The sequence below is a fragment of the Pantoea sp. AG1095 genome (assembly GCF_003208415.1).
In the GTDB taxonomy this organism is placed as follows: Bacteria; Pseudomonadota; Gammaproteobacteria; order Enterobacterales; family Enterobacteriaceae; genus Pantoea; species Pantoea leporis.
This window is the reverse complement of record NZ_QKMJ01000001.1, coordinates 248,345-272,064: the sequence shown is the minus strand read 5'-3', so window position 1 is coordinate 272,064 and position 23,720 is coordinate 248,345. Positions and strand designations below refer to the sequence as shown.

General features: G+C 58.8%; 20 protein-coding genes. 9 read left to right on the top strand and 11 right to left on the bottom strand.

All coding sequences use genetic code 11. The annotated features are described in order from the left end of the window. Positions 1-72 precede the first annotated feature (72 nt). The 3 genes from glnP to ybiO all read left to right on the top strand — a co-directional run bounded on the left by glnP (position 73) and on the right by ybiO (position 3,913). Entirely contained in the window at positions 73-732 is a 660-nt protein-coding gene (glnP, locus tag DEU53_RS01330; RefSeq protein WP_007887744.1) for a glutamine ABC transporter permease GlnP, read from the top strand. Continuing rightward, entirely contained in the window at positions 729-1,451 is a 723-nt protein-coding gene (glnQ, locus tag DEU53_RS01325) for a glutamine ABC transporter ATP-binding protein GlnQ (protein WP_110865810.1), read from the top strand. The genes glnP and glnQ overlap by 4 nt, the downstream gene beginning before the upstream one ends. A gap of 185 nt (positions 1,452-1,636) precedes the next feature. After that, entirely contained in the window at positions 1,637-3,913 is a 2,277-nt protein-coding gene (ybiO, locus tag DEU53_RS01320) for a mechanosensitive channel protein (protein WP_110865809.1), read from the top strand. A 2-nt stretch (positions 3,914-3,915) separates the two neighbouring features. On the opposite strand, the gene rlmF is transcribed toward ybiO, so the two are convergent. Further along, on the bottom strand, positions 3,916-4,842 hold the full coding sequence (gene rlmF, locus DEU53_RS01315; RefSeq protein WP_110865808.1) for a 23S rRNA (adenine(1618)-N(6))-methyltransferase RlmF: 927 nt from the start codon (positions 4,840-4,842) through the stop codon (positions 3,916-3,918). A 127-nt stretch (positions 4,843-4,969) separates the two neighbouring features. On the opposite strand from rlmF, the gene DEU53_RS01310 reads away from it, so the two are divergent. Beyond that, positions 4,970-5,599, top strand: coding sequence for a flavin reductase family protein (locus DEU53_RS01310; protein WP_110865807.1), 630 nt, complete (start codon positions 4,970-4,972; stop codon positions 5,597-5,599). 33 nt (positions 5,600-5,632) lie between these two features. Here the strand turns inward: DEU53_RS01310 and hutH (DEU53_RS01305) are convergent, their stop codons facing one another. The 7 genes from hutH (DEU53_RS01305) to hutI form a co-directional block, all read right to left on the bottom strand. Further along, a complete protein-coding gene (gene hutH / locus DEU53_RS01305; protein ID WP_110865806.1) occupies positions 5,633-7,114 on the bottom strand; it encodes a histidine ammonia-lyase in 1,482 nt (493 codons plus the stop codon). Then, on the bottom strand, positions 7,111-7,905 hold the full coding sequence (locus DEU53_RS01300; protein WP_101761021.1) for an ABC transporter ATP-binding protein: 795 nt from the start codon (positions 7,903-7,905) through the stop codon (positions 7,111-7,113). The genes hutH (DEU53_RS01305) and DEU53_RS01300 overlap by 4 nt, the downstream gene beginning before the upstream one ends. A gap of 1 nt (position 7,906) precedes the next feature. Next, complete coding sequence (locus DEU53_RS01295) at positions 7,907-8,635, bottom strand: ABC transporter permease (protein WP_110865805.1); 729 nt, start codon at positions 8,633-8,635, stop codon at positions 7,907-7,909. Positions 8,636-8,646: 11 nt separating this feature from the next. Next, positions 8,647-9,366 carry an ABC transporter permease gene (locus tag DEU53_RS01290; protein ID WP_101761023.1) on the bottom strand — a complete coding sequence of 240 codons (720 nt, stop codon included), beginning with the start codon at positions 9,364-9,366 and terminating at the stop codon, positions 8,647-8,649. 12 nt (positions 9,367-9,378) lie between these two features. Further along, positions 9,379-10,230, bottom strand: a complete 852-nt coding sequence (locus tag DEU53_RS01285) for a transporter substrate-binding domain-containing protein (protein WP_110865804.1) — start codon at positions 10,228-10,230, stop codon at positions 9,379-9,381. A gap of 392 nt (positions 10,231-10,622) precedes the next feature. Continuing rightward, complete coding sequence (gene hutG / locus DEU53_RS01280) at positions 10,623-11,414, bottom strand: N-formylglutamate deformylase (RefSeq protein ID WP_110865803.1); 792 nt, start codon at positions 11,412-11,414, stop codon at positions 10,623-10,625. Then, positions 11,411-12,628 (bottom strand): imidazolonepropionase, encoded by a 1,218-nt coding sequence (gene hutI / locus DEU53_RS01275; RefSeq protein WP_110865802.1) that lies wholly within the window; start codon positions 12,626-12,628, stop codon positions 11,411-11,413. The genes hutG and hutI overlap by 4 nt, the downstream gene beginning before the upstream one ends. Before the next feature lie 85 nt (positions 12,629-12,713). On the opposite strand from hutI, the gene DEU53_RS01270 reads away from it, so the two are divergent. After that, positions 12,714-14,069: a formimidoylglutamate deiminase gene (locus DEU53_RS01270; protein ID WP_110865801.1), complete on the top strand. Its 1,356-nt coding sequence runs from the start codon at positions 12,714-12,716 to the stop codon at positions 14,067-14,069. Further along, the gene (locus tag DEU53_RS01265; protein ID WP_110865800.1) at positions 14,066-14,605 is read left to right on the top strand and encodes a HutD family protein; all 540 of its coding nucleotides are present in this window, start codon (positions 14,066-14,068) and stop codon (positions 14,603-14,605) included. Before DEU53_RS01270 ends, DEU53_RS01265 begins: the two co-directional genes overlap by 4 nt. On the opposite strand, the gene hutC is transcribed toward DEU53_RS01265, so the two are convergent. Further along, positions 14,589-15,344: a histidine utilization repressor gene (gene hutC, locus DEU53_RS01260; RefSeq protein ID WP_008102577.1), complete on the bottom strand. Its 756-nt coding sequence runs from the start codon at positions 15,342-15,344 to the stop codon at positions 14,589-14,591. The genes DEU53_RS01265 and hutC overlap by 17 nt on opposite strands. 319 nt (positions 15,345-15,663) lie before the next feature. Here hutC and hutH (DEU53_RS01255) point away from each other — a divergent pair, with 319 nt between their 5' ends. The 3 genes from hutH (DEU53_RS01255) (at position 15,664) to DEU53_RS01245 (ending at position 20,347) form a co-directional block, all read left to right on the top strand. Further along, positions 15,664-17,217 carry a histidine ammonia-lyase gene (gene hutH, locus DEU53_RS01255; protein ID WP_110865799.1) on the top strand — a complete coding sequence of 518 codons (1,554 nt, stop codon included), beginning with the start codon at positions 15,664-15,666 and terminating at the stop codon, positions 17,215-17,217. Between the two features lie 10 nt (positions 17,218-17,227). Beyond that, entirely contained in the window at positions 17,228-18,913 is a 1,686-nt protein-coding gene (hutU, locus tag DEU53_RS01250) for a urocanate hydratase (RefSeq protein ID WP_110865798.1), read from the top strand. Between the two features lie 276 nt (positions 18,914-19,189). Beyond that, positions 19,190-20,347 carry a M20 aminoacylase family protein gene (locus DEU53_RS01245; protein WP_110865797.1) on the top strand — a complete coding sequence of 386 codons (1,158 nt, stop codon included), beginning with the start codon at positions 19,190-19,192 and terminating at the stop codon, positions 20,345-20,347. Between the two features lie 163 nt (positions 20,348-20,510). Here DEU53_RS01245 and ybiB read toward each other — a convergent pair whose 3' ends face one another. After that, a complete protein-coding gene (ybiB, locus tag DEU53_RS01240) occupies positions 20,511-21,479 on the bottom strand; it encodes a DNA-binding protein YbiB (protein WP_110865796.1) in 969 nt (322 codons plus the stop codon). A 53-nt stretch (positions 21,480-21,532) separates the two neighbouring features. After that, complete coding sequence (gene dinG / locus DEU53_RS01235; protein WP_101763133.1) at positions 21,533-23,677, bottom strand: ATP-dependent DNA helicase DinG; 2,145 nt, start codon at positions 23,675-23,677, stop codon at positions 21,533-21,535. Positions 23,678-23,720: the final 43 nt, after the last annotated feature.

The following is a 23,720-nucleotide window of genomic DNA, read 5'->3' as shown; positions in this document are numbered from 1 at the left end:
CGATTTTTCCAGCAGGGAGCCTGACACTCCCTGCTTTTTACATTTCCACGCAACAGATTTTGGAGTCACACCATGGAGTTTGACTGGAGCGTCATTTGGCCTGCCCTGCCGATTTTAATCGAAGGCGCCAAAATGACCCTGCTGATCTCGGTCCTCGGCCTGGTCGGCGGTTTAATTATCGGTTTAGTTGCCGGTTTTGCCCGCGCCTACGGCGGCTGGATCACCAACAACATCGCCTTAGTCTTCATCGAACTGATTCGCGGTACGCCAATCGTGGTTCAGGTGATGTTTATCTACTTCGCCCTGCCGATGGCTTTCCCGGATCTGCGTATCGATCCGTTCAGCGCGGCGGTGGTCACCATCATGATCAACTCCGGCGCTTATATCGCGGAAATCACGCGCGGTGCGGTACTGTCGATTAATAAAGGCTTCCGTGAAGCGGGTCTGGCGCTGGGTCTGTCGCGCCGCGAGACCCTGCGTTATGTGATCATGCCGCTGGCCCTGCGCCGTATGCTGCCACCGCTGGGTAATCAGTGGATTGTCAGCATCAAAGATACGTCGCTGTTTATCGTGATTGGCGTGGCCGAACTGACGCGTCAGGGTCAGGAGATCATTGCCGGTAACTTCCGCGCGCTGGAGATCTGGAGCGCCGTTGCCATTATCTATTTGGTTATTACGTTGGTGTTGAGCTTTGTGCTGCGCCGTATTGAGAAAAGGATGAAAATTCTGTGATTGAATTTAAAAACGTCTCGAAGAATTTCGGCCAGACTCAGGTTCTGCACAACATCAACCTGAAGATTAATCAAGGCGAAGTGGTGGTGATTATCGGACCTTCCGGTTCCGGTAAATCCACGCTGCTGCGCTGCATCAACAAGCTGGAAGAGATCACCACCGGCGAGCTGGTTGTCGATGGCATGAAGGTCAATGATCCGAAAGTGGATGAGCGACTGATTCGTCAGGAAGCGGGCATGGTGTTCCAGCAGTTCCATCTGTTCCCACAGATGAGCGCGCTGGATAACGTCGCCTTTGGTCCGATTCGCGTGCGTGGTACGAAGAAAGAGGAAGCGCATAAGCTGGCGCGTGAGCTGCTGGGTAAAGTGGGCCTCGCCGAGCGTGCACACCACTTCCCGTCTGAGCTTTCCGGTGGTCAGCAGCAGCGCGTGGCGATTGCGCGTGCGCTGGCAGTGAAACCGAAGATGATGCTGTTTGATGAGCCAACCTCAGCGCTGGATCCCGAGTTGCGTCACGAAGTACTGAAAGTGATGCAGGATCTGGCGGAAGAAGGCATGACGATGGTCATCGTGACGCACGAAGTCGGTTTCGCCCAAAAAGTGGCTTCGCGTCTGATCTTTATCGACAAAGGCACCATCGCAGAAGATGGCAACCCGGACGATCTGATCACCAACCCGCCGAGCGACCGTCTGCGCGAGTTCCTGCAGCACGTATCCTAAGCTCTGCCATTAAACCGTCGCCCATTTTCGGCGGCGGTTTTTTACATGCACCATTTGTAGCGGCGCGATTTATCGCGCCACTACGGCAGGTACCACGATTCAATTTTCCTTTTCAAAATCTTCACCTTCCATCACTGACTATACTTCTCTCTTGTGCCGCTGCGCGAAGCTAAAGGAGAAAAGCGATGCCGTCTGCCAGCCCACCATGGCGTTCAGCCGTGTGGTTACTCTTCAGTTTGTTCACTCTATTTCTCATTCCCCCGGCGCAGGCCGTTAATCTGCCGCAGGCGGCCGTCGCAGCACAGCAGTCGCAAACCCCGGCAGCGGATGATAAAGCCGAAGGCGAACCCAGCTTAGACGAGAAAAAAGCAGCCTATGCCGCGCTGGCGAATATTCTGGATAACAATGCCTCGCGTCAGGAGCTGATCGATCAGTTACGTCAGGCTGCCATCAGCCAATCCACCAGCGACCAACCGGTGCTGGCGCCGCCGCAGGCCAATCAGGACGATCTCACGGTACTGGAGAGCGTCACCAGCGTAACGCGTGAATATGGCGGCGCGGTGGCCGCGCAGTTTGTGCAACTGCATGACAACATCACCAATGCGCCACACAAATCCTTTAACCAGCAAACCTTCTTCAACGCGCTGAAATACTTTGCTGCGCTCTCCGCCGCGGTGTTTGCGTTTTACTGGCTGACACGCCGCCTGATGTGGCCGGTGTGGCGCCGCATGGGCCGCTGGGGACGCGATCAAAACCTTGAGCGCACCAAGTGGCTGCACTTGCCCGCCACTATCTTGATGGCCTTTGTGCTCGATATTGTGCTGCTAGCGCTGACGCTGTTTGTCGGTCAGATCATCAGCGACAACTATCACAACAACAACCGCACCATCGCCTATCAGCAAGGCCTTTTCCTTAACGCCTTCGCGCTGATTGAGTTCTTTAAAGCGGTGCTGCGGCTGATATTCTGCCCGCGTTTCCCTTCGCTGCGCTTCTTCCACTTAACCGATGCGCGCGCCAGCTACTGGAACACACGTTTGAGCTGGCTAAGCGGCATCATCGGTTACGGTTTACTGGTGGTGGTGCCGATTGTCTCCAATCAGGTGAATATTCAGGTGGCGGCGCTGGTCAACATGCTGATTATGGGGATCATGACCGGCTGGGCGCTGTGGCTGATTTTCCGCAACAAAAGCAACATCCATCATGAACTGTCGCGTCTTGCCGATCGCAGCTTGAGCTTCTTTGCGCTGTTCATCCGCGCCTTTGGCATGGTGTGGCACTGGCTGGCCAGCGCCTACTTTATCGCGCTGTTCCTGTTCTCGATCTTCAATCCCGGCGACAGCCTGAAGTTTATGATGTCCGCCACGGTGCGCAGCCTGGCGATCGTGGTTATCGCTGCGCTGATTTCCGGCATGCTGACGCGCTGGATTGGCAAAACCGTCACGCTGTCGCCCGACATGCGCCGCAACTATCCCGAGCTGCAAAAGCGCGTTAACGATTGGGTGAAAGCGCTGCTGAAACTGGCGCGCGTGGTCACGGTGTTTGCCACGCTGTTGCTGCTGCTCAATGCATGGAATCTGTTTGATCTCTGGCACTGGCTCACTATTGGCGCCGGCCAAAAAATGGTGGATGTGCTGATTCGTATCGTGATCATTGTGCTGCTGTCGGCAGTCGGCTGGACGCTGCTGGCAAGCCTGATCGAAAGTCGCCTCGCCTCGGATTCGCATGGCCGCCCCATGCCGAGCGCACGCACCCGCACGCTGCTGACGCTGTTTCGTAACGCGCTGGCGGTCGTAATAAGCACCATCACCATTATGATTTTACTGTCGGAAGTGGGCGTGAATATTGCGCCGCTGCTAGCCGGTGCCGGTGCGCTCGGTCTGGCGGTATCATTCGGTTCGCAAACGCTGGTGAAAGACATCATCACCGGCATTTTTATCCAGTTTGAGAACGGCATGAACACCGGTGATTTAGTCACGATTGGCCCGATCACCGGCACCGTAGAGCGCATGTCGATTCGCTCGGTGGGCGTGCGTCAGGATACTGGCGCGTATCACATTATTCCGTGGTCATCGATCACCACCTTCGCCAACTTTGTGCGCGGCATCGGCTCGTTCGTGGCGAACTACGATGTGGATCGCAGTGAAGATACCGAACGCGTTAACCAAACGCTGCAGGGCGCGGTGAAAGAGCTGCTGGAGAACCCGGAGATTCGCGGCATGGTGATTGGCGAGCCGAATTTTGCCGGATTAGTGGGATTAACCAACCAATCCTTTACCGTGCGCGTGTCATTCACCACCCAGCCGCTGAAGCAGTGGACGGTACGTTTTGCGCTGGATGATAAGGTGAAGAAGCATTTTGATGCGGCCGGCATTAAAGCGCCGCATCAAACGGTAGCAGTGATGCAAACCGGCAGCGATATTCCCTCCGCTGCCAGCTTACCGGCGTTGCCGCCGGCGCAATGAGGTTAGCGTTTCAGCCGTTTGGCGCGCGTCGCCGGCGGCTGGAACGTCCAGGAGATAAAGCGGCTCTGCTTCTGACCTTGCGCCATTTCAATGATGCGCACTTCATAAGCATCGAGATCGCGCAGCTGGTCGCGCAGCGCCGGTAAATTCTCTTTGCGTGAGACCAGCGAGGTGAACCAAATAATGGCGTCTGAGTGCGTCACGCTTTCAGCGATCATTTGACCAACGAACTTGCGCTCGCCGCCGTCACACCACAATTCGTTGTGATGGCCACCAAAATTGAGCGGCGCATTTTTGCCTAAGCCAAGGTTGCGCGTTTTGCGCTGACCCACGCTGGCCGCCTCTTCCGCAGATGAATGGAAAGGCGGATTGCACATCACCGCATGATAGCGTTCATTTTTATGCACCACGCCGGCGAAAATCGCCGAGGCCTTTTTTTGCCGACGCAGACGCACGCCGCGCTGCAAGCCCGGATTACTCGCTACAATCTGCCCGGCCACGGTAATCGCTTCGGCGGTGATATCGGTGCCGGTGAAGCGCCAGCCATATTCGGCGTTGCCAATCAGCGGATAGATGCAGTTCGCGCCGCAGCCGATATCCATTACATCCAGATCGCGTGGAACCACGCCGCCGTTGTCGCTCGCCAGCAGATCGGCCAGCGCATGCACGTAATCGGCACGGCCCGGCACCGGCGGCGTCAGATAACCTGCAGGTAGCTGCCAGTTGAGGTTATAGAACAGCTTCAGCAGCGCCTGATTCAGCAGCATCACCGCTTCAGGATCGGCGAAATCCACCGACAACTCGCCGTAGCCGTTGGGACGCACTTTCACCGCCAGCGGCGGATGGGCTGCGGTCAGAGCAGCAAAATCATAACGGCCCTGGTGGCGGTTACGCGGATGGAAAGGTGACGTGGCGGCTGGCTTGTTCATAGTTTCTCCGGAAAATAGCGCGGGCGTAAGATACTCTGGCTAGCGGCATCGCACAATGCGCTTAATCGAATTCACCGTATTAGATGAGATTAGTGCACCACACTCAGGTTCTCTTATAAGGATGGTTATGACTCGTCAGCGTTACTCTTATCAGCCCCGCGCGGGACACGGTTTGCCGCACGATCCGTTGAACGCCATCGTCGGCCCTCGCCCAATCGGCTGGGTCAGCTCGCAAAGCGCCCGCGGCGTACGCAATTTAGCGCCCTATAGCTTCTTTAACTGCTTTAACTATCATCCGCCGATTATTGGTTTTGCCAGCAGCGGCTGGAAAGACAGCGTACAAAATATTTCAGAGACCAAAGAGTTTGTCTGGAATCTGGCCACGCGTCCGCTGGCCGAGGCGATGAATGAGAGCTCCGCATCGGTGCCGTCAGAACAGGATGAGTTTGCGCTGGCGGGATTAACGCCGCTTGCAGCGTCACATGTCAATGTCAGCATGGTGGCGGAAAGCCCGGTGAATTTTGAGTGTAAGTTGACGCAGTTGATTCAGTTGCAGGATGCCCAGGGCCAGCCGATTGATAGCTGGCTGGTGCTGGGCGAAGCGGTCGCCATTCATATTGATGAAGCCCTGCTGGAAGAGGGTATTTATCAAACGGCCAAAGCGCAGCCGATCCTGCGTGCCGGAGGCCCGTCGGCCTATTACGGCATCAGCGAAGAACTGCGTTTCGATTTGGTGCGGCCGGACGCTCGCCGCTGATCCTTGGTCAGGTCGCCGTAAATGGCGACCATGTTACAAACCGCTCTTCAACACCTCTACCGCCCGCGCGATCTCCGGTGCCAGCCAGCGGTCTTCCTGCCAGTTGGCAACCACCGCGCGCAGGCGTCGCAATGCCTGCGCCGTTCCCTGCGCCAGCTGCTCTTCGCCGTGGAAATCCAGCGCCTGCGCCGCCAGCAGATACTCGATCGCCAGAATCTGCCACACGTTGCCCACCAGCTTCAGCAGCTTCAGCGCCGCGCCGGTGCCGAGGCTGAGATGATCCTCCTGCAAACCCGAGGTCACATAGTTATCCAGCACCGCCGGCTGCGCCAGCTGGCGATTCTCCGCACAGAGTGACGCCGCCACATACTGCGCAATCATCATGCCGGAGTTAACGCCCGGCTGCGCCACCAGAAACGCCGGCAAGCCGCTCACCAGCGGATTGACCAAACGATCAAGCCGCCGCTCGGCGATGCTGCCGATTTCCGCCATGGCAATCGCCAGCAGATCCGCCGCCATCGCCACCGATTCGCCGTGCGGGTTAGCCTGCGACACTACGCGCCAGTTATCCGCCGTGCCGAGCACCAGCGGATTATCGGTGCAGGCATTGAGTTCGGTTTCAATCTGGCGCGCCGCGTGATCGAACTGATCGCGGCTGGCGCCATGTACCTGCGGCATGGATCGCAGGCTGAGCGCATCCTGGGTGCGAATGCCAACGCTGGTCGCCAGCAGCGGGCTATCACTCAGCAATGCGCGTAAGCGCTGACCGCTCAGCTGCATGCCCGGACTGGCTTTCAGCGCGATCACTTCGGCATCAAAGGCCACCCGCTGTCCACGCAGCGCCTCAAAACTCATCGCACCAGTGACATCGGCCCAATCCAGCAAACGCGCCGCATCATCCAGCGCCAGGCAGGACAAGCCGGTCATGCACGGCGTGCCGTTGACCAGGCTCAAACCCTCTTTGGCCCCCGGACGATAAGGCTGTAATCCCGCCAGCGTTAACGCCTGCGCCGCGGGCATGATCTGGTTTTGATACTCCACGTCGCCGACACCAATCAGCGCCAGACCGATATGCGCCATATGGCTGAGGTAGCCGACCGAACCCTGCGACGGCACCTGCGGCGTAATCTGCTGATTGAGCAGCGCCAGCAGATGCTGCACCAGCGCCACCGACACGCCCGATTTGCCGTGGCTGTAATTGGCAATCGCCGCGCACAGAATGGCGCGCGCCTGCTCACGCGTCAGTAGCGGCCCCACGCCACAGGCGTGACTCAGCAGCGTATTGCGCGACAGCTGGCTGAGCTGATCTTCCGGCAGCGTGATGTTGCACAGCGCGCCGAGGCCGGTATTGATGCCGTAAGCGATCTGGCCGCTGGCGACAATCTCATCGACAATCGCGCGCCCCTGCGCAATGCGCTGCCAGGCGCTGACGCTCAAACTGAGTTCCGCGTTGTGCCGCGCCACCTGCACCAGCTCTTGCCAGGTTAATGAGCTGTCGCCCCATACGATGGTCATGCTGGCTGCTCCGCGCCGTGATGGCTGGAGATAAACTGCTTAAAGCGCTGCGATCCCTGGGCGCCAAACATCTCTTCCGGCGCGCCCTGACAATCAATGGTGCCCTGATGCATAAACACCACGCGGTTGGAGACGTTACGCGCAAAGCCCATTTCGTGCGTCACCACCAGCATGGTGCGCCCCTCTTCCGCCAGGCTGCGCATCACTTTCAGCACTTCGCCCACCAGTTCCGGATCGAGCGCCGAGGTGGGTTCATCAAACAGCATCACTTCCGGATCCATCGCCAGCGCGCGGGCAATCGCCACGCGCTGCTGCTGGCCGCCCGAGAGTTGCGCCGGGTAGAAATCCTTGCGATTGAGTAAGCCAACGCGATCCAGCAGTTGCTCCGCCTGGGCGATGCAGCTTTTCTTGTCGCGCTTCAGCACATAGTGCGGCCCTTCAATGACGTTTTGCAGCACCGTCATGTGCGACCAAAGATTAAAGCTCTGGAACACCATGCCAAGGCGTGAGCGCAAACGCTCAATCTGTTTCGGATTGGCCGCCAGCTGATGGCCGCGCGCATGGCGTTTCATCTCAATGGTTTCGCCGCCGACACTCACCACGCCAGCATCCGGCGTTTCCAGCAGGTTGATGCAGCGCAGCAAGGTACTTTTGCCCGAGCCGCTGGCGCCAAGAATCGAGATGACATCGCCTTGATGCGCCTGTAGCGAAATGCCTTTCAGAACTTCCATCGCGCCAAAGGATTTATGGATATCAGTGGCGGATAAGGTAACGGGTGATGTGGAATGCATATTACTCTCCGGCAAGCGGTTTAACGGCGGGCATCGGCTTTTTTGCGACACGATGCGCCGGGGTCAGACGGCGCTCTAACAGCGCGTACAGCTGGACGATAATAAAGTTGAGAATCAGGTAGATCGCCGCCGCACAGACAAACACTTCCATGGTGCGATAGGTACGCTGAATGATCTGCTGCGCCACGCCAGTCACGTCCCACACGGTGACGAGGCTGGCGAGCGCGGTGGATTTCACCAGCAAAATCGCTTCGGTGGAGTACGCCGGCAACGCATAGCGCAGCATGATCGGCACGATAATGCGGCGCAGCAGCAGCCAGCGTGACATGCCGCAGGCGAGACCGGCTTCCACTTGTCCAGCCGGCACGGCGAGCAGCGCTCCACGCAAAATCTCAGCGGTGTAAGCTGCCGTACAGAGTGACAGCGCCAGTACCGCGCAGATAAATGGCTCGCGCAGGAACGGCCAGACGAAGCTGTGGCGGATGACGCCAAACTGGCCAAGACCGTAATAGATGAGAAACAGCTGAATCATCAGCGGCGAGCCGCGAAACACCAGAATGTAGCCGCGTGCGAAGCCGCTCAGCACCCGCCAGCGGCTCATGCGCAGTGACAAAATGCCAATCGCCAATATGCCGCCGCAGAGAAAGGCGCTGATAAACAGGCCAAGCGTCACCGGCAGCGCGGCGCTCAGTTTGAGGAAGGTATCCGAGAGAAAAGCGAAGTCGATCATGCTGCTGCTCCTTAATGCTGCGCCGCAGTGCGACTTTGCCACGCGCGACCAAGGCGCGACTCTGCCCGACGAAACGCATGATTAGACACCAGCGTCAGCACCAGATAACAGGCAGCGCCAACCAGATAAAACGTGAAGTAATCGCGCGTGGATCCCGCCGCGACCTGGCTGGCGCGCATCAGCTCGACGATGCCAGTGACCGACACCAGCGCCGAGTCTTTCAGGCTCATCTGCCACACGTTCGACATGCCCGGCAGCGCGTAACGCACCACCTGCGGCAGCAGAATGCGTTGCGCGATGCGCCAGCGCGGCATGCCAATCGCCACCGCCGCTTCCACTTCGCCTTTGGCCAGCGCCAGACGCGCCGCGCGATACACTTCACCCTGATACGAACCCGAGATGAGCCCGATGGCCAGCGCCCCAATCAGGAACGGCGGCGCTTCGATAAAGCCATCTGCGCCGAACATCTGCCCAACCAGCGTAATCAGGCCGGATCCACCAAAATAGAACAGGTAGATCACCAGCAGTTCCGGGATGCCGCGAAACACCACCGAATAGCCTTCACCCAACCAGCGCAGCCAGCGCTGAGGCGATAATTTGGCGGCCGCCACACCGGAACCGACCACCGCACCAATCATCAGCGCCACCAGCGACAGCAGCAGCGTGGTGCAGGCGGCGCTCAGGATCAGGCGGCCCCAACCATCAGCACCAAAACTCAGCAGGCTCATCATCTTTCACCTCACTTACGGAGTTACGTCAGTTTTAAACCACTTCTCACTGAGCTTTTTCACCGTGCCGTCAGCCAGCGCGGCATGGATCGCCTCATCCAGCCTGGCTTTCAGATCGTTATCCGCCATGCGCACGCCCATTGCTTCGCCCTCGCCCCAAATTGGACCGCCGAGCTGTGGGCCGCTGAAGACCAGATTGTTGTTCTCTTTGCGCGCCAGCATTGATTGCGCAAAGGTCACGTCATCGAACACCGCATCGATACGACCGGATTGCAGATCGAGCATCGCATCCGCCGAAGAGGTGTATTCGCGTACCTCGGTATCGCCTTTGAAGTACTTGTCGATAAAGGGCGTGTAAACCGTGCCGGAGGCGATACCAATGGTTTTGCCCTTCAGCGCCGCTTTCAGTGGGGCAATTGCCGCGTTGATCGCTTTCTCGTCGTCATGCAGCTTGATGATGTTGTGATCGGCCGCCAGCAGCGGATTGTCTTTAGTGGTAATAAAGGTGGCGGGCGTTGAAGCGTATGGCGTGGTGAAGTTAACCACTTTTTTGCGCTCTGGCGTGATGACAATCGCATCCATGATCACGTCATATTTTCCGGCGTTGAGGCCGGCGATCATGCCGTCCCAGTTCTGCACCACCAGCTTGCACTGAATGCCCATGCGCTTGCACAGGTCTTCCATCAGTTCCGGTTCAAAGCCGCCCAACTTGCCGCCCGGCAGTGTCAGGTTCCAGGGTTCATAGCTGCCTTCGGTAGCGATGGTGATCGATTTCCACTCTTTCGCCTGGACGGCAATGCCGCTGATCATCAGGCTGGCAAACAGGGTCGTGAGGCAAAAACGGCGAATCGGGGCGCGGTGCGTCATGCGGCATCTCCTGGCTATTAATCGAATTTGGCAGTCTCTGCTTATGCAATATTTGCAGATGACCTTTCATGTATATACAAGTTAGCGTGCGGCAGATCATTGTCGGCATAAGCTTTTTGTGAGCCAGCCAGTATAAAAATTAATAATCGCTGCGCGGTCTTTACTTGTACATACAACCTAGCAAGCACTATGCCAAATCGGCAAAGCCGCAAATTCAGGGAGATGGTCACGCGATGGACGTAATATTGCACCGCGAGGAGGCAAGGTGTGCATTGTGGTGGTGCAGGATCACGAATCGTAGCGGCGCGATTAATCGCGCGTATGAATGGCGACCACATTGCCAATCTGAATAACGTGCAATAAATTGCGCCGCTACGAATAGGTGCGGGGATTTAGTTCGATTTACCGGCGTCTAGAAACGCCTGCATCAGCGGTTTCAGTACCTTCTGCAGCTGCGCTGCGCGATCCTGCTGCCAGGCAAACGGCGGGGTTTCATCCATATAATTGAGCTGCGCCAGCTCCAGCTGCACCGCCTGCACGCCTTGATCCGGTTGGCCGTAGGCGCGGGTAATATAGCCGCCTTTAAAGCGTCCGTTCGCGATCCAGCTGTAATCATTTTGCGCATGACACACCTGTTTGATCGCGTTGATCACCGCCGTTGAACAGCTGGCGCCATCATTGGTACCGATGTTGAGATCCGGTAAACGCCCCTCAAACAGCCGCGGGATCACCGAGGCGATCGAGTGCGCATCAAACAGCAATGCGTAACCATGTTCAGCTTTCAGGCGCGCCAGCTCCTGCTGCAGCTGCTGATGATAAGGCTGCCAAATCGTGTCCAGATAACCCTGGCGCACCTCGGCGCTCGGCGTTTTACCCGGTGCAAAGGTGGGGCTGCCGTCGAACAGGGTTTCCGGATACAAGCCGGTGGTCGCCGTGGTGTAGAGCGGCTGATTATCCGCCGGGCGATTAAGGTCAATAACAAAACGTGAATAGTGACCAATTAACACGCTGGCGCCGAGATCGCGCACAAAATCGTACAGCAGCGGCAAGTGCCAATCGGTATCCGGCAGGCCGCGCGCTGCGTCACTCAGGCCGGCGTCCACTTCCGGCGTTAACTGCGTGCCAGCGTGAGGAATGCTGACCAGCAGCGGAATCTTACCGGCGGTGAAATGAAAAGGTGTCATTGCGCTTCTCCACGATAAATAACCTGGCACGGCAACTCGCCGCCCAGCCAGTAAACCAGCTCAGCCGGACGCGCCAGCGGCCAGTGAACAAAATTCGCCACCTTGCCCGCTTCCAGCGAACCGTGCGAGTGCTGTAATCCCAGCGCTTTGGCGCCCCACAAGGTCACGCCCGCTAACGCCTCTTCCGGCGTCAAACCAAACAGCGTGCAGCCCATGTTCAACATCAGTCGCAGCGAAAGCGCCGGTGAGGTGCCCGGATTGGCATCGCTGGCCAGCGCCATCGCTACGCCGTGTTCACGGAACAGTGCTACCGGCGGACGCTGGGTTTCACGCAACAGATAAAACGCGCCTGGCAGCAACACCGCCACGGTGCCGTGCTGCGCCATCGCTTGCGCATCCGCTGCGGTGGCGTACTCCAGATGATCGGCGGAGAGCGCACCGTAACTGGCCGCCAGCGCCGCGCCGCCCAGCGCCGAAAGCTGCTCGGCGTGCAGTTTCACCGGCATGCCCAATGCTTTGGCGGCATCAAAGACCGTGCGAACTTGCTCAGGAGAAAAGGCCAAATGCTCGCAAAACGCATCCACCGCATCCGCCAACCCTTCTGCTTTCACCTGCGGTAACAGGCGCTGGCAGATGATATCGATCCAGCCTTGCGGATTGTCTTTAAACTCCGGCGGGAAACCGTGCGCGGCTAAGCAAGTGGCCTGCACATCGGCAGGCACCGTTTCCGCCAACTCACGAATGGCGCGCAGCATGGTCAGTTCGCTGGCTTCATCGAGACCGTAACCGGATTTAATCTCTACCGTGGTGACGCCTTCCGCCAGCAGACGATCCAGCCGCCAGCGCGCACTTGCCACCAGCTCTTGCTGCGAGGCCGCGCGGGTGGCGCGCACCGTGGAGAGAATGCCGCCGCCCTGTGCAGCGATTTTTGCATAGCTCACACCATTAAGGCGCTGCTCAAACTCCTGGCTGCGATCGCCGCCAAACACCAGATGCGTATGGCAATCCACCAGACCGGGCGTGATGATGCCGCCGGAAAATTGGTGCTGTTCGCGCGCGGCAAAAGCCGGGCATTCGCTGCGTGGCCCCACCCAAATCAGTTTTCCCTGATCGACCGCCAGCGCACCGTCGGCAATCAGATTGTAGTGCCCGTCACGCATCGTAACGATGTCGGCCCCCAGCCACAGGCTGTCGATCTGCTCTGTTTCTGCCATCCCACTCCCCTTCGCGTTCGGCGATTTACACTGCGCTTCAAAGTATGTATATGTATATACAACTTTCCGCCATGCAGGATCAACCATGACAACCTATTTTGCCCCACGCGCACTGCTGGCCGACGGCTGGCATGAGCGCGTGCTGATTACCACCAACGCAGCCGGACAGATCACCCAACTCGCGCCCAACAGCGAGCCCGGCGATGCCACGCGTCTTGCCGGACCGGTGATTCCGGCGATAGCGAATCTGCATTCACACGCCTTCCAGCGCGCGATGGCGGGATTGGCTGAAGTGGCGGGCGATCCGCAGGACAGCTTCTGGACATGGCGCGATCTGATGTATCGCATGGTGCAGCGCCTGTCGCCCGAGCAGGTTGGCGCTATCGCCACGCATCTCTACATCGACATGCTGAAAGGCGGCTACAGCCAGGTGGCGGAATTCCACTATTTGCACCACGATGCGCACGGCAAACCCTACGCCGATGATGCCATGCAGCTGGCACTGATGGCGGCAGCGGAGACCGCCGGCATCGGTCAAACCTTGCTGCCGGTGCTCTACAGCTACAGCGGTTTTGGTTCGCAACCGGCCAGCGACGGCCAGCGCCGTTTCATTCAGCAAACCGACGCCTATCTGCAACAGCAGCAGCGCGTGGCGAGCTGGAGCGCGGATAAGCCGCTGCTTAATCATGGCATCTGCTTCCATTCGCTGCGCGCGGTAAATGAAGCGCAGATGCACGAAGTATTAGCCGCCTGCCCGCAGGATGTGCCGGTGCACATTCACGTCGCCGAGCAGGAGAAAGAGGTTAACGACAGCCTGGCGTGGAGCGGTGAGCGTCCGGTGGCGTGGCTGCTCAACCGCTTCGCGGTCGATCAGCGCTGGTGCTTGATTCACGCCACTCATCTTGATGACGACGAAATTCAGCGCATGGCGGCAAGCGGCGCGGTAGCGGGATTGTGTCCGACCACGGAAGCCAACCTCGGCGACGGCATTTTCCCAGCGGTGGAGTACATCGCGCGCGGCGGCCGCTGGGGCATTGGCTCCGACAGCCACGTGTCGCTTAGCGCATTGGAAGAGCTGCGCTGGCTGGAGTACGGCCAGCGACTGCGCGATCGTCGTCGCAACCGCATCACCTTGCCCAATCAACCTTCCGTAGGCGATCTGCTGTGGCAGCAAGCCGCACAGGGCGGCGCGCAGGCGTGTGGTTTGCCGGCGGGTGAACTGGCGATAGGCAAACGTGGCGACTGGCTGGTGCTGGCAGAAGACGCGTTCCTCAGCAGCGTTAGCAGCACAGCGCTGTTGAACCGCTGGCTGTTTGGCGGCCAGCGCGAACAGATCCGCGACGTGTTTGTGGCGGGCAAGCAGGTAATCAGCGAAGGCCATCATGCGGCAGAAGAGCGTGCAGCAGCGAACGTTGCCGGGGCGATGAGGGCGTTACAATGAGCACCCGTTTTGCCTACGACCAGCTTCCGGTCAGCCGCTGGCGCAACGGCGGCGGTGAAACACGAGAAATCGTCAGCTATCCGCCGGGCGACGCGCAGTTTGCCTGGCGCGCCAGCATCGCTACCATCTCCGCCGACGGGCCGTTTTCACCTTTTCCCGGCATCGATCGCGTGATTACCCTGCTGCACGGCGATAGCGTGCTGTTGCGCGGCGATCACGGGGAACACTTTTTACAGCCGCATCGACCTTGGCCGTTTCCCGGTGAATGGGCGATTGAGGCCCGCATTCGCGGCAGCTGTGAGGATTTTAATATCATGACGCGCCGCGACAACTGGCGTTCTCAGGTTACCGTTGAGCAAAAAACGGCCAGCAGTGAAAACGGCGTGGCGTGGGTGTTGGCGGGAGAATGGCAAACATCGGCTGGGGAGATGCTGGAAGTGAATCAGGGGATCTGGTGGCTGGATGAAAAGCTACATCTGGCACCGCAAACGTCGGATGCCAGACTGTTATTTGTCACACTTAGCCGTGACCTCTAAAGCGCCCCAGCAACTTATAGCGCGATCCCGGATACAACAGGCGCGCGTAGGTCACAATCTTGTTGTCGCTCCACGTCTGACGACGAATCAGCAGGCACGGCTCATGTTCATCCAGCGCCAGATGCTTACGCTGGCGCAGATCCGGCAGCACCGCTTCCACAATATGCTCACCGGCGGTCAGCGGCGCAACGCGCATCAAATAGGTGTACGGCGTCAGCTGATGATAATCCTGGCTGAGATAATCCGGTGCCACCAGCGGATTGACCAAGCGATCCTCCAGCTGTACCGGCAGATCGTTTTCGTAATGCACAATCAGCGAATGGAACAGCGTTTGCCCGGTGGATAATCCCAGCACCGCCGCCTGTTCCGGATCGGCCTTCATCTGCCCAATCGACAAAATCTTGCAGCTGTGACGATGGCCACGCTGCGCGATCTCATCGGCGATGTTGTGCACTTCCAGCATCGCGGTGTAGCCCTTCATCTCCGCGACAAAGGTGCCCACGCCCTGCATGCGCACCAGAAAACCCTCGCTGGTGAGTTCACGCAGCGCGCGGTTAATGGTCATACGACTGACGCCCAGCTCGTTCACCAGTTCACTCTCAGACGGCACGCGCTGGTTGGCTTTCCAGTGACCTTCGCGGATTTGGCTGACGATCGCCTGCTTCACCCGCTGGTAAATCGGCGCAGGCTCATCGCCCATCGCCGCAGCCAGCTGTGCTACTGCTGTTTGCTCCGCCATTTCCTGTTCCTTTAAAGAATAATGCCCAAAGTTTACTGTCTCAGCCCGTAAATGTATATACATCTAATTGTGCAAGGTGCCCAGCATTGGTGCAGCTTACGCCCTGCTCCGGTGCAATCACGCTGCGTTTACACTGCATAACGCGCATTGCGTCGTATTTCACAGAACAAGAACAATCTGGCATAGCGCTTGCTACTTGTATAGACAAGATTAGACACTTATGCTTCACTCATCGCAATCCACGGCAAATCGGACAGCCACATCGCAAAATACCGGCGTCCCATTCATGCCAGATCACTTGTATAGACAGGAGTAGACTATGTCAGGTTCGGTTCAGGAAATTCGCCTCGTTCCCGGTGAAGTGGACCTCGCTACCTTGCGCACCATCTATCAAAGCAAGGTAACGCTCACGTTGGCCGATGACGCGCGCGCAGCGATTGCGCGTGCCCATGAAACCGTCGATGCCATCGTCGCATCCGGCAACGTGGTGTACGGCATCAACACCGGTTTCGGCAAGCTGGCGCAGACGCAGATCCCTTCGGCGCGGCTGGCCGAGCTGCAGCGCAATCTGGTGCTGTCGCACAGCGTTGGCCTCGGCGATTTGCTGCCAGACAACGTGGCGCGTCTGGTGGTCGCGACCAAAATTATCAGCCTGGCGCGCGGTCACTCTGGCGTGCGTATCGAACTGATTGAAGCGCTGCTGGCGCTGTTCAACGCCGGTGTAATGCCGTGCATCCCGGAGAAAGGTTCGGTGGGCGCGTCAGGCGATCTGGCCCCGCTGGCACATCTTTCCCTGATGCTGCTGGGCGAAGGTCAGGTACGCGTCGATGGCGAGTTAATCCCCGCGACCGAAGGCTTAGCGCGCGTTGGCCTGCAGCCGATTGTGCTGGGCCCCAAAGAAGGTCTGGCGCTGCTCAACGGCACGCAGGTTTCGAATGCGCTGGCGCTGCGCGGGCTGTTCGAAGCGGAAAACCTGTTCGCGGCGGGCCTGATGGCCGGCGCACTGTCGCTGGAAGCGATTAAAGGCTCGGTGAAACCTTACGATGCGCGGATCCACGAAGCGCGCGGCCAGGTGGGACAGATCAACGTTGCCGCCGCCGTCTCCTCTTTATTATCAGGCAGTGAAATCCTCGGCTCGCATACTAACTGCGGCCGCGTGCAGGATCCCTACTCGATTCGCTGCGTGCCACAGGTGATGGGCGCCTGCCTCGATAACCTGTCGCACGCCGCGCGCGTGTTGCAGATTGAAGCCAACGCCGCCTCCGATAATCCGCTGGTGTTCAGCGACAGTGGCGATGTGATTTCCGGCGGTAACTTCCACGCCGAGCCAGTGGCCTTCGCCGCCGATATTCTGGCGCTGGCGATTGCCGAAATCGGCGCGATCTCCGAGCGTCGTCTGGCGCTGCTGCTGGATACCGGCCTTTCCGGTTTACCGCCGTTCCTCGTCAATGATGGCGGCGTTAACTCCGGCTTTATGATTGCGCAGGTCACTGCTGCAGCGCTGGCGTCTGAGAACAAATCGCTGGCGCATCCGGGCAGCGTTGACAGCCTGCCAACCTCCGCTAACCAGGAAGATCACGTCTCGATGGCGACCTACGCGGCCCGCCGCCTCGGCAGCATGTGCTTCAACACCGCCGCTGTGGTCGGCATTGAGGCGATGGCTGCGGCACAAGGCATTGATTTCCATCGTCCGCTGCAAAGCTCGCCGACGCTGGAACAAGAGATGAGCCGCATTCGCGAGAAGGTGGCCTTCCTCGATCACGACCGTTTACTGGCGCCGGATATCGAATCCATGCGTCTGTGGGCCAGCGCACCTGCATGGCCTGAATCCCTTACCGCGCTGCTGCCAAGCCAGCGTAAGACTGTTAATTAAGGAATCGATGATGAGCGAAACTTTGACTCAGGCTGTAGCCCGTGAAATCCGTGCGCCGCGCGGTAATGAATTGCACTGCGCCAACTGGTTGATTGAGGCGGCTTACCGCATGATCCAGAACAACCTCGATCCTGACGTGGCAGAGCGCCCGGAAGATCTGGTGGTGTACGGCGGCATCGGTAAAGCCGCGCGTAACTGGGAGTGCTTTGAGCAGATCCTGCGTTCGCTGCGCGCCCTGCAGCCGGAAGAGACGCTGCTCATCCAGTCCGGTAAACCGGTGGGCGTGTTCCGTACGCATGCCGATGCGCCGCGCGTGCTGCTGGCTAACTCGAATCTGGTGCCGCATTGGGCCAACTGGGATCACTTCCACGAGCTGGATCAAAAAGGCCTGATGATGTACGGCCAGATGACCGCCGGTTCGTGGATCTACATCGGTGCGCAGGGCATCGTGCAAGGTACCTTCGAAACCTTCGCTGAAGCGGGTCGTCAGCATTACGACAGCGATCTCAGCGGCCGCTGGATCCTCACCGCCGGTTTGGGCGGCATGGGCGGCGCACAACCGCTGGCGGGTGTGTTGGCCGGTGCCAGCGTGCTGGCGATTGAGTGCCAGGAATCTCGCATTGATTTCCGTATCCGCACCCGCTACGTCGACCACAAAGCCTATACGCTGGACGAAGCACTGGCGCTGATTGATCAGGCCAACAAAGAGAAGCGTGCCATTTCTGTTGGTCTGCTGGGCAACGCCGCTGAAATCGTGCCGGAGCTGGTGAAACGTGCCAAAGCGGGCGGCATGAAGCCGGACATCGTCACCGATCAGACCTCAGCACACGATCCGATTAACGGGTATCTGCCGGTCGGTTGGGATCTGGCGCGCTGGGAAGCCGAGCGTGTCAGCAACCCGAAAGCGGTGGAGAAAGCCGCGCGCGCCTCAATGGCGGTACATGTGCAGGCGATGCTGGATTTCCATCACATGGGCGTGCCGACCGTGGATTACGGCAATAACATCCGTCAGGTGGCGCTGGATGAGGGCGTGAAAAATGCCTTCGATTTCCCGGGTTTTGTGCCGGCCTATATTCGTCCGCTGTTCTGCGAAGGCAAAGGCCCGTTCCGCTGGGTGGCGCTGTCAGGTGATGCGGAAGATATCTACAAAACCGATGCCAAGCTGAAAGAGCTGTTCCCGGATCACCAGAATCTGCACCGCTGGCTCGACATGGCGCAGGAGCGTATCGCCTTCCAGGGCTTACCGGCGCGTATCTGCTGGCTGGGTCTCGGCGAGCGCCACAAAGCGGCGCTGGCGTTCAACGAAATGGTGCGTAACGGCGAGCTGAAAGCGCCGATCGTCATCGGTCGCGACCATCTGGATTGCGGTTCCGTGGCGTCACCGAACCGTGAAACCGAAGCGATGAAAGACGGCTCGGATGCGGTATCCGATTGGCCGCTGCTCAATGCCCTGCTGAACACCGCAGGCGGCGCGACCTGGGTGAGTCTGCATCATGGCGGCGGCGTCGGCATGGGCTTCTCGCAGCACTCCGGCGTGGTGATTGTGTGTGACGGCAGCAAAGAAGCCGATGCGCGTCTGGGCCGCGTGCTGTGGAACGATCCGGCCACCGGCGTAATGCGTCACGCGGATGCGGGTTACGAATTAGCGCAAAGCTGCGCGCAGGAGCACGGTCTCAACCTGCCGATGCAGAAATAACGTCCAACCCGCGCCCGCCTATCAATCCCCTCTCCCGCCTGCGGGAGAGGGTTAGGGTGAGGGACAGCGCGCACCTTTCAACATTGTGCAGCTTTCCCCTCATCCCAACCTTCTTCCGCAAGCGGGGGAAGGCGCTTACCAGCCCGTTTACTATATTCCATTCCGCTATACCCTATAGCCAAATTATTCCGTTCCGCGATAGACGCCGCCATACGCTTGCCACTACAGTAAATACATTATTTTGCAGCTCACGCTGCTAATGGAGAGTCTTACCTTATGAGCCTGCCTGCTGCACTGCTGGAAAACGCCCTCAACTGGCGTCGTCAGTTACACCAACATCCTGAGCTGGGTTACCAGGAGCAGCAGACCAGCGAGCTCGTCGCACAGGTCCTCACCGAGGCCGGATTACAGGTGTTTCGTGGCTTAGCGGGCACCGGCGTAATCGGCACCTTAGAGAACGGTCCCGGACCGGTTATTGGTCTGCGCGCCGATATGGATGCGCTGCCGATCACCGAAAAAGGCGCGCCGCAGTGGAAGTCGCAAACAGCCGGCGTTATGCATGCCTGCGGTCACGATGGTCACACTTCGATTCTGCTGGCGGCGGCTTGTCAGCTGGCGGCTACGCGTAACTTCAGCGGCACTATTCACTTCATCTTCCAGCCCGCCGAAGAGAATCTCGGTGGCGCACGCAAGATGGTGGAAGAAGGTCTGTTCCAGCGCTTCCCGATGGATGCGGTTTACGCCATGCACAACTGGCCGGGCATGCCGGTGGGCACGCTGGCGGTGAATCCGGATGCGATGATGGCATCACTCGACTCGTTCGAAATTACGCTGCACGGTAAAAGCTGCCATGCGGCGATGCCGGAAAGCGGGGCCGATCCCATGGTGGTTGCTGCTGAGCTGATTCTGGCGCTGCAAACCATTCCGTCGCGTCGTCTGTCGCCACTGGCTTCGGCGGTGGTGAGCGTGACGCAGATTCACGGCGGCGAAGCGATTAACGTCATTCCTGAGCAGATTGTGTTGCGCGGCACGGTGCGATGTTTGCAGACCGACGTGCGTAATCGCGTGCGCGGTCTGATTGAGGATTTTGTCACGACGTTGCCGCGCCCGTTTGGCGTCAGCGGGGAGATTCACTGGTATCCCGGTTATCCGGTCACCGCCAACCATGCAGATCAAGCCGAACAGGTACGTGCGGTGGCGGTTGATGTGCTTGGCGAGGCGCAGGTTCACTGGCAGGTGAACCCTTCAATGGCTTCGGAAGATTTTGCATGCATGCTGCAAGCCTGCCCCGGCGCCTATTTCTGGCTGGGTGCCGATGGCGCAACGCCGTCCGCACCGCTGCATAACGCCAATTACGACTTTAATGATGAGCTGCTGCCGATTGGTATTACCTTCTGGCAGCAGTTGGTAGAGCGCGTGCTGGCGAAAGCGTGAGGGCGGTCGCCAGGAATGGCGGATGCTTGCTCGTGCCGTCGCGGCGCAATTTATTGCGCAATCGCTGGATGGCGACATTGCCGCCATTGAACAGCGCGATTAATCGCGCCGCTACAGCTTGTGTGCGCTGTAAATGAGGCGCTTAATTCAATGGCTTTATTCTTCATATCCCCGCCAACTGTAACTTCACTTCTGCATCCGCCAGGCTAGCCGATTCACCGGTCGCCATCAAACAACACGCCAGCTGCAAACGCAGCGCCTGCGGCACCGCGCGTTCCCCGGCTAATACCTGATTGATCCACGCGGCGGTGTCCTGTGCGCTTTTGCTTTCCGGCAGTTCCACACTGACTTCCGGCTGGCGCTCAACCCACACTTCCGCTTCTGCACCCGCGCCACGAATGTAGTTAATCGCCGGGCAGCGCTGCGGATTGGCATACACCTCGCCTTCGGTCCCGTTCAGCAGAATCGCCGGTGCATCGATATCCTGGAAGAATTTCCCCACGCGCGGCACATATTCCGGATGCGAGACGCTGGCCAGGCGCAGCGCAGCACGTTCGGCAAACGGCGTCGCCAGTTTCGCCAGCGTATGTGCGCTGTTACGCACGCCCATGCGCCAGCGCAGCGACAGCTGCTGCGCCATTGGCGCACACAGATGGTCGATGGTGATAAACGCCAGTTCGCCGTTATCCAGCTTCGCCTGCGCCTGTGCGGCGGAGGTGACAGGCGCGATGTCCAGCGCTGCCAGCACCGCTTCGGTGGTGATGCGCGTAGGATCGTCGCTGACGCCGTGCAGCAGCACCGGGAAGCCCAGCTTCACCAGCAGCAGCGCCAGCAGCGGCGTCAGATTGCCCTGACGACGCGCGCCGTTGTAGCTGGGAATGACAATCGGCATGGGACGATGAGCGGGTCCCTGCAACTGCATCATCTGCTGCTGCATCGCGTGATAAAAACCGCGCATCTCCTCTTCGCCTTCGCCCTTGATGCGCAGCGCAATCAGCACGCCACCCAGCTCCAGCTCCGGCACGTCACCGGCCAGCATCGCGCTGTAGAGCGCCTGCGCGGTGGCGAAATCGATATCGCGCGCGTGATTTTTACCGCGCCCAATCTCTTTAATAATTTTATTCAGTTCCATCAGGCATTCCCGCTTCCAGGGCGCGCCGTCGTGCGGCTGCCAAAAATTGATCGTTAGATTTTCTTACTGCGACGTTTTTTCGTCTTGTCACTGCTGGCTTCCGGCATCGGCGGTTGCTCAATCGGGAACACCGGTAGCGCGGCCAGCAGTCGGCTGCCATAGGCTTTGTTGAGCAGGCGGCGATCGTAAATCACGATTTCGCCAAAGCAGCTGTGGCTGCGAATCAAACGTCCTACCTGCTGAATCAAGGTAAAGGAGGCGCTCGGCAAGCTCTGCACTTCGAACGGATAGCGTTTCAGGCTCTTCAGCCATTCGCCCTCGGTCAAAATTACCGGACTGTCCACCGGTGGAAAAGCGATTTTATGGATATGCACCTGCGACAGCAGATCGCCTTTCAAATCCAGCCCTTCGGCGAACGATTGCAGCCCGACCAGAATACTGATTTTACCGGCTTCGACGCGTTCACGATGCAGCGCCACCAGGCGCGAACGCGGCTGATCGCCCTGCACCAGCATCGACAGGCGCAGATCAGGAATATGTGCGACAAACTGCTGCATCGCGCGGCCGCTGGCGAACAGCACCAGCACCCCTTTGTGCTTCTCTTCGGCGATCTGCTGGCGGAAAAAGCGCGCCATCTCGGCAATGTGCTCCGCTTCCTGCGCCATCTGCGGCTCAAACTGCATCTGCGGAATCACCAGCTTGCCCTGGTCGATATGGTTAAACGGTGAATCCAGTGCCACAAAGCGGTCGCCGGCTTTCTCACTCAGGCCGGACATTTCCTGCAAACGGTTGAAGCTGTTGAGCGAGCGCAAAGTGGCCGAGGTCACCACCACATGCGGGATTTTGCGCCACAGGATTTTTTCCAGCTGATCACTCACGCGAATGCCCGCGCAGTGGAACAGCAGATGCGCCTGGCCTTCACGGATCTCACGCGTAATCCACTTCGACACCGGCGCATTGGAAGCTTTCTCCATCGCCGCCAGCCGCCACAATTTGCTAATCGACTCGAACCAGCCGAAGTGGCGATTGAGCTGAATGATAGCTTTATGCAGCCGCATGATATCGGCTTTCCCGGTTTGCTCGCCCAACTCGTTGAGCAGGCCTTCGCTTAAGCCGCGCAGCGCGTCACTCAGCTTGAACAGCCGCGCGCACAGGCTCAGTAGCTCTTCCGGCAATTCACCCAGAACAAAGCGGAACTCGCCCGGCTGATTATGGCCCGGCAGCAGTGGATTGAGCGCATCGCACAGGATCTGCAGCAGCTCGCGCATTTCATCGCAGTGACCTTTCAGGCGCTCCGGGTTGGTGAGCGGCGGCGGCGATTTTGGGCGGAACTGCGCCATGATGGTTTCCACCAGCCGCACAAACAGATCGAGCTGCAAACTGCTCCAGCCGGGCGTGATCTCCGCGCTCATCTCCAGCGCATCGCGCGCCACTTCCGGCAGATGATGGCCTTCGTCCAGCACCAGCATCAGGTTTTTCGCCGGTGGCAGCACCGATTCATTCTCCATCGCCGCCATCACCAACGCATGGTTGGCGACCACCACATCCGCCTGCTCAATTTCGCGACGCGCGACAAAGAACGGGCATTCACGATACCAGCGGCAGTGATGGCCAAGGCAGTTGGCTTTGTCGGTGGAGAGGCGTTGCCACAAGCTGTCCTCAATGTTGACATCGGTGTGATCGCGCAAGCCATCCCAGCGGTAGCTACTGAGCTGCTTCTCTAGCTTGGCGCAGAATTTCTGCTCCTCTTTCGAGCCGGTGACTGCCTCTTCATCCAGATAGAGCAGCAAATCGCCCTGCTGATCTTCGGTCGCCGCCAGCGCCGCAAGGTTGCGCGGACAAACATAGCGTCCACGGCCAAAGGCGGCAGTAAAAGTGAGATCGGGGATGATTTTCTTCAGCAGCGGCAGATCCTTGCTGAAGATCTGGTCCTGCAACGCCACGTTGGCGGTGCTGATCACCAGCCGCTTCTCCTCGGCGCGGCTCACCGCAATACCGGGAATCAAATAAGAGAGAGTTTTGCCGACGCCGGTGGGCGCTTCAATCGCCAGATGACGACCTTCGTCACCGGCCAGACTTTTCGCCACTTCGGCAATCATCTGGCGCTGCGGCGCGCGCGGGATAAAGTCAGGAACCTGCTGCTGCAGCGCCTTATACCATTGCGCAATCTGGCTTTTTATCGCTGCTGTCAGGGCCATTTTCGTTACTGTTTGCTGAATTGGCCTGTATTTTTACACAGTA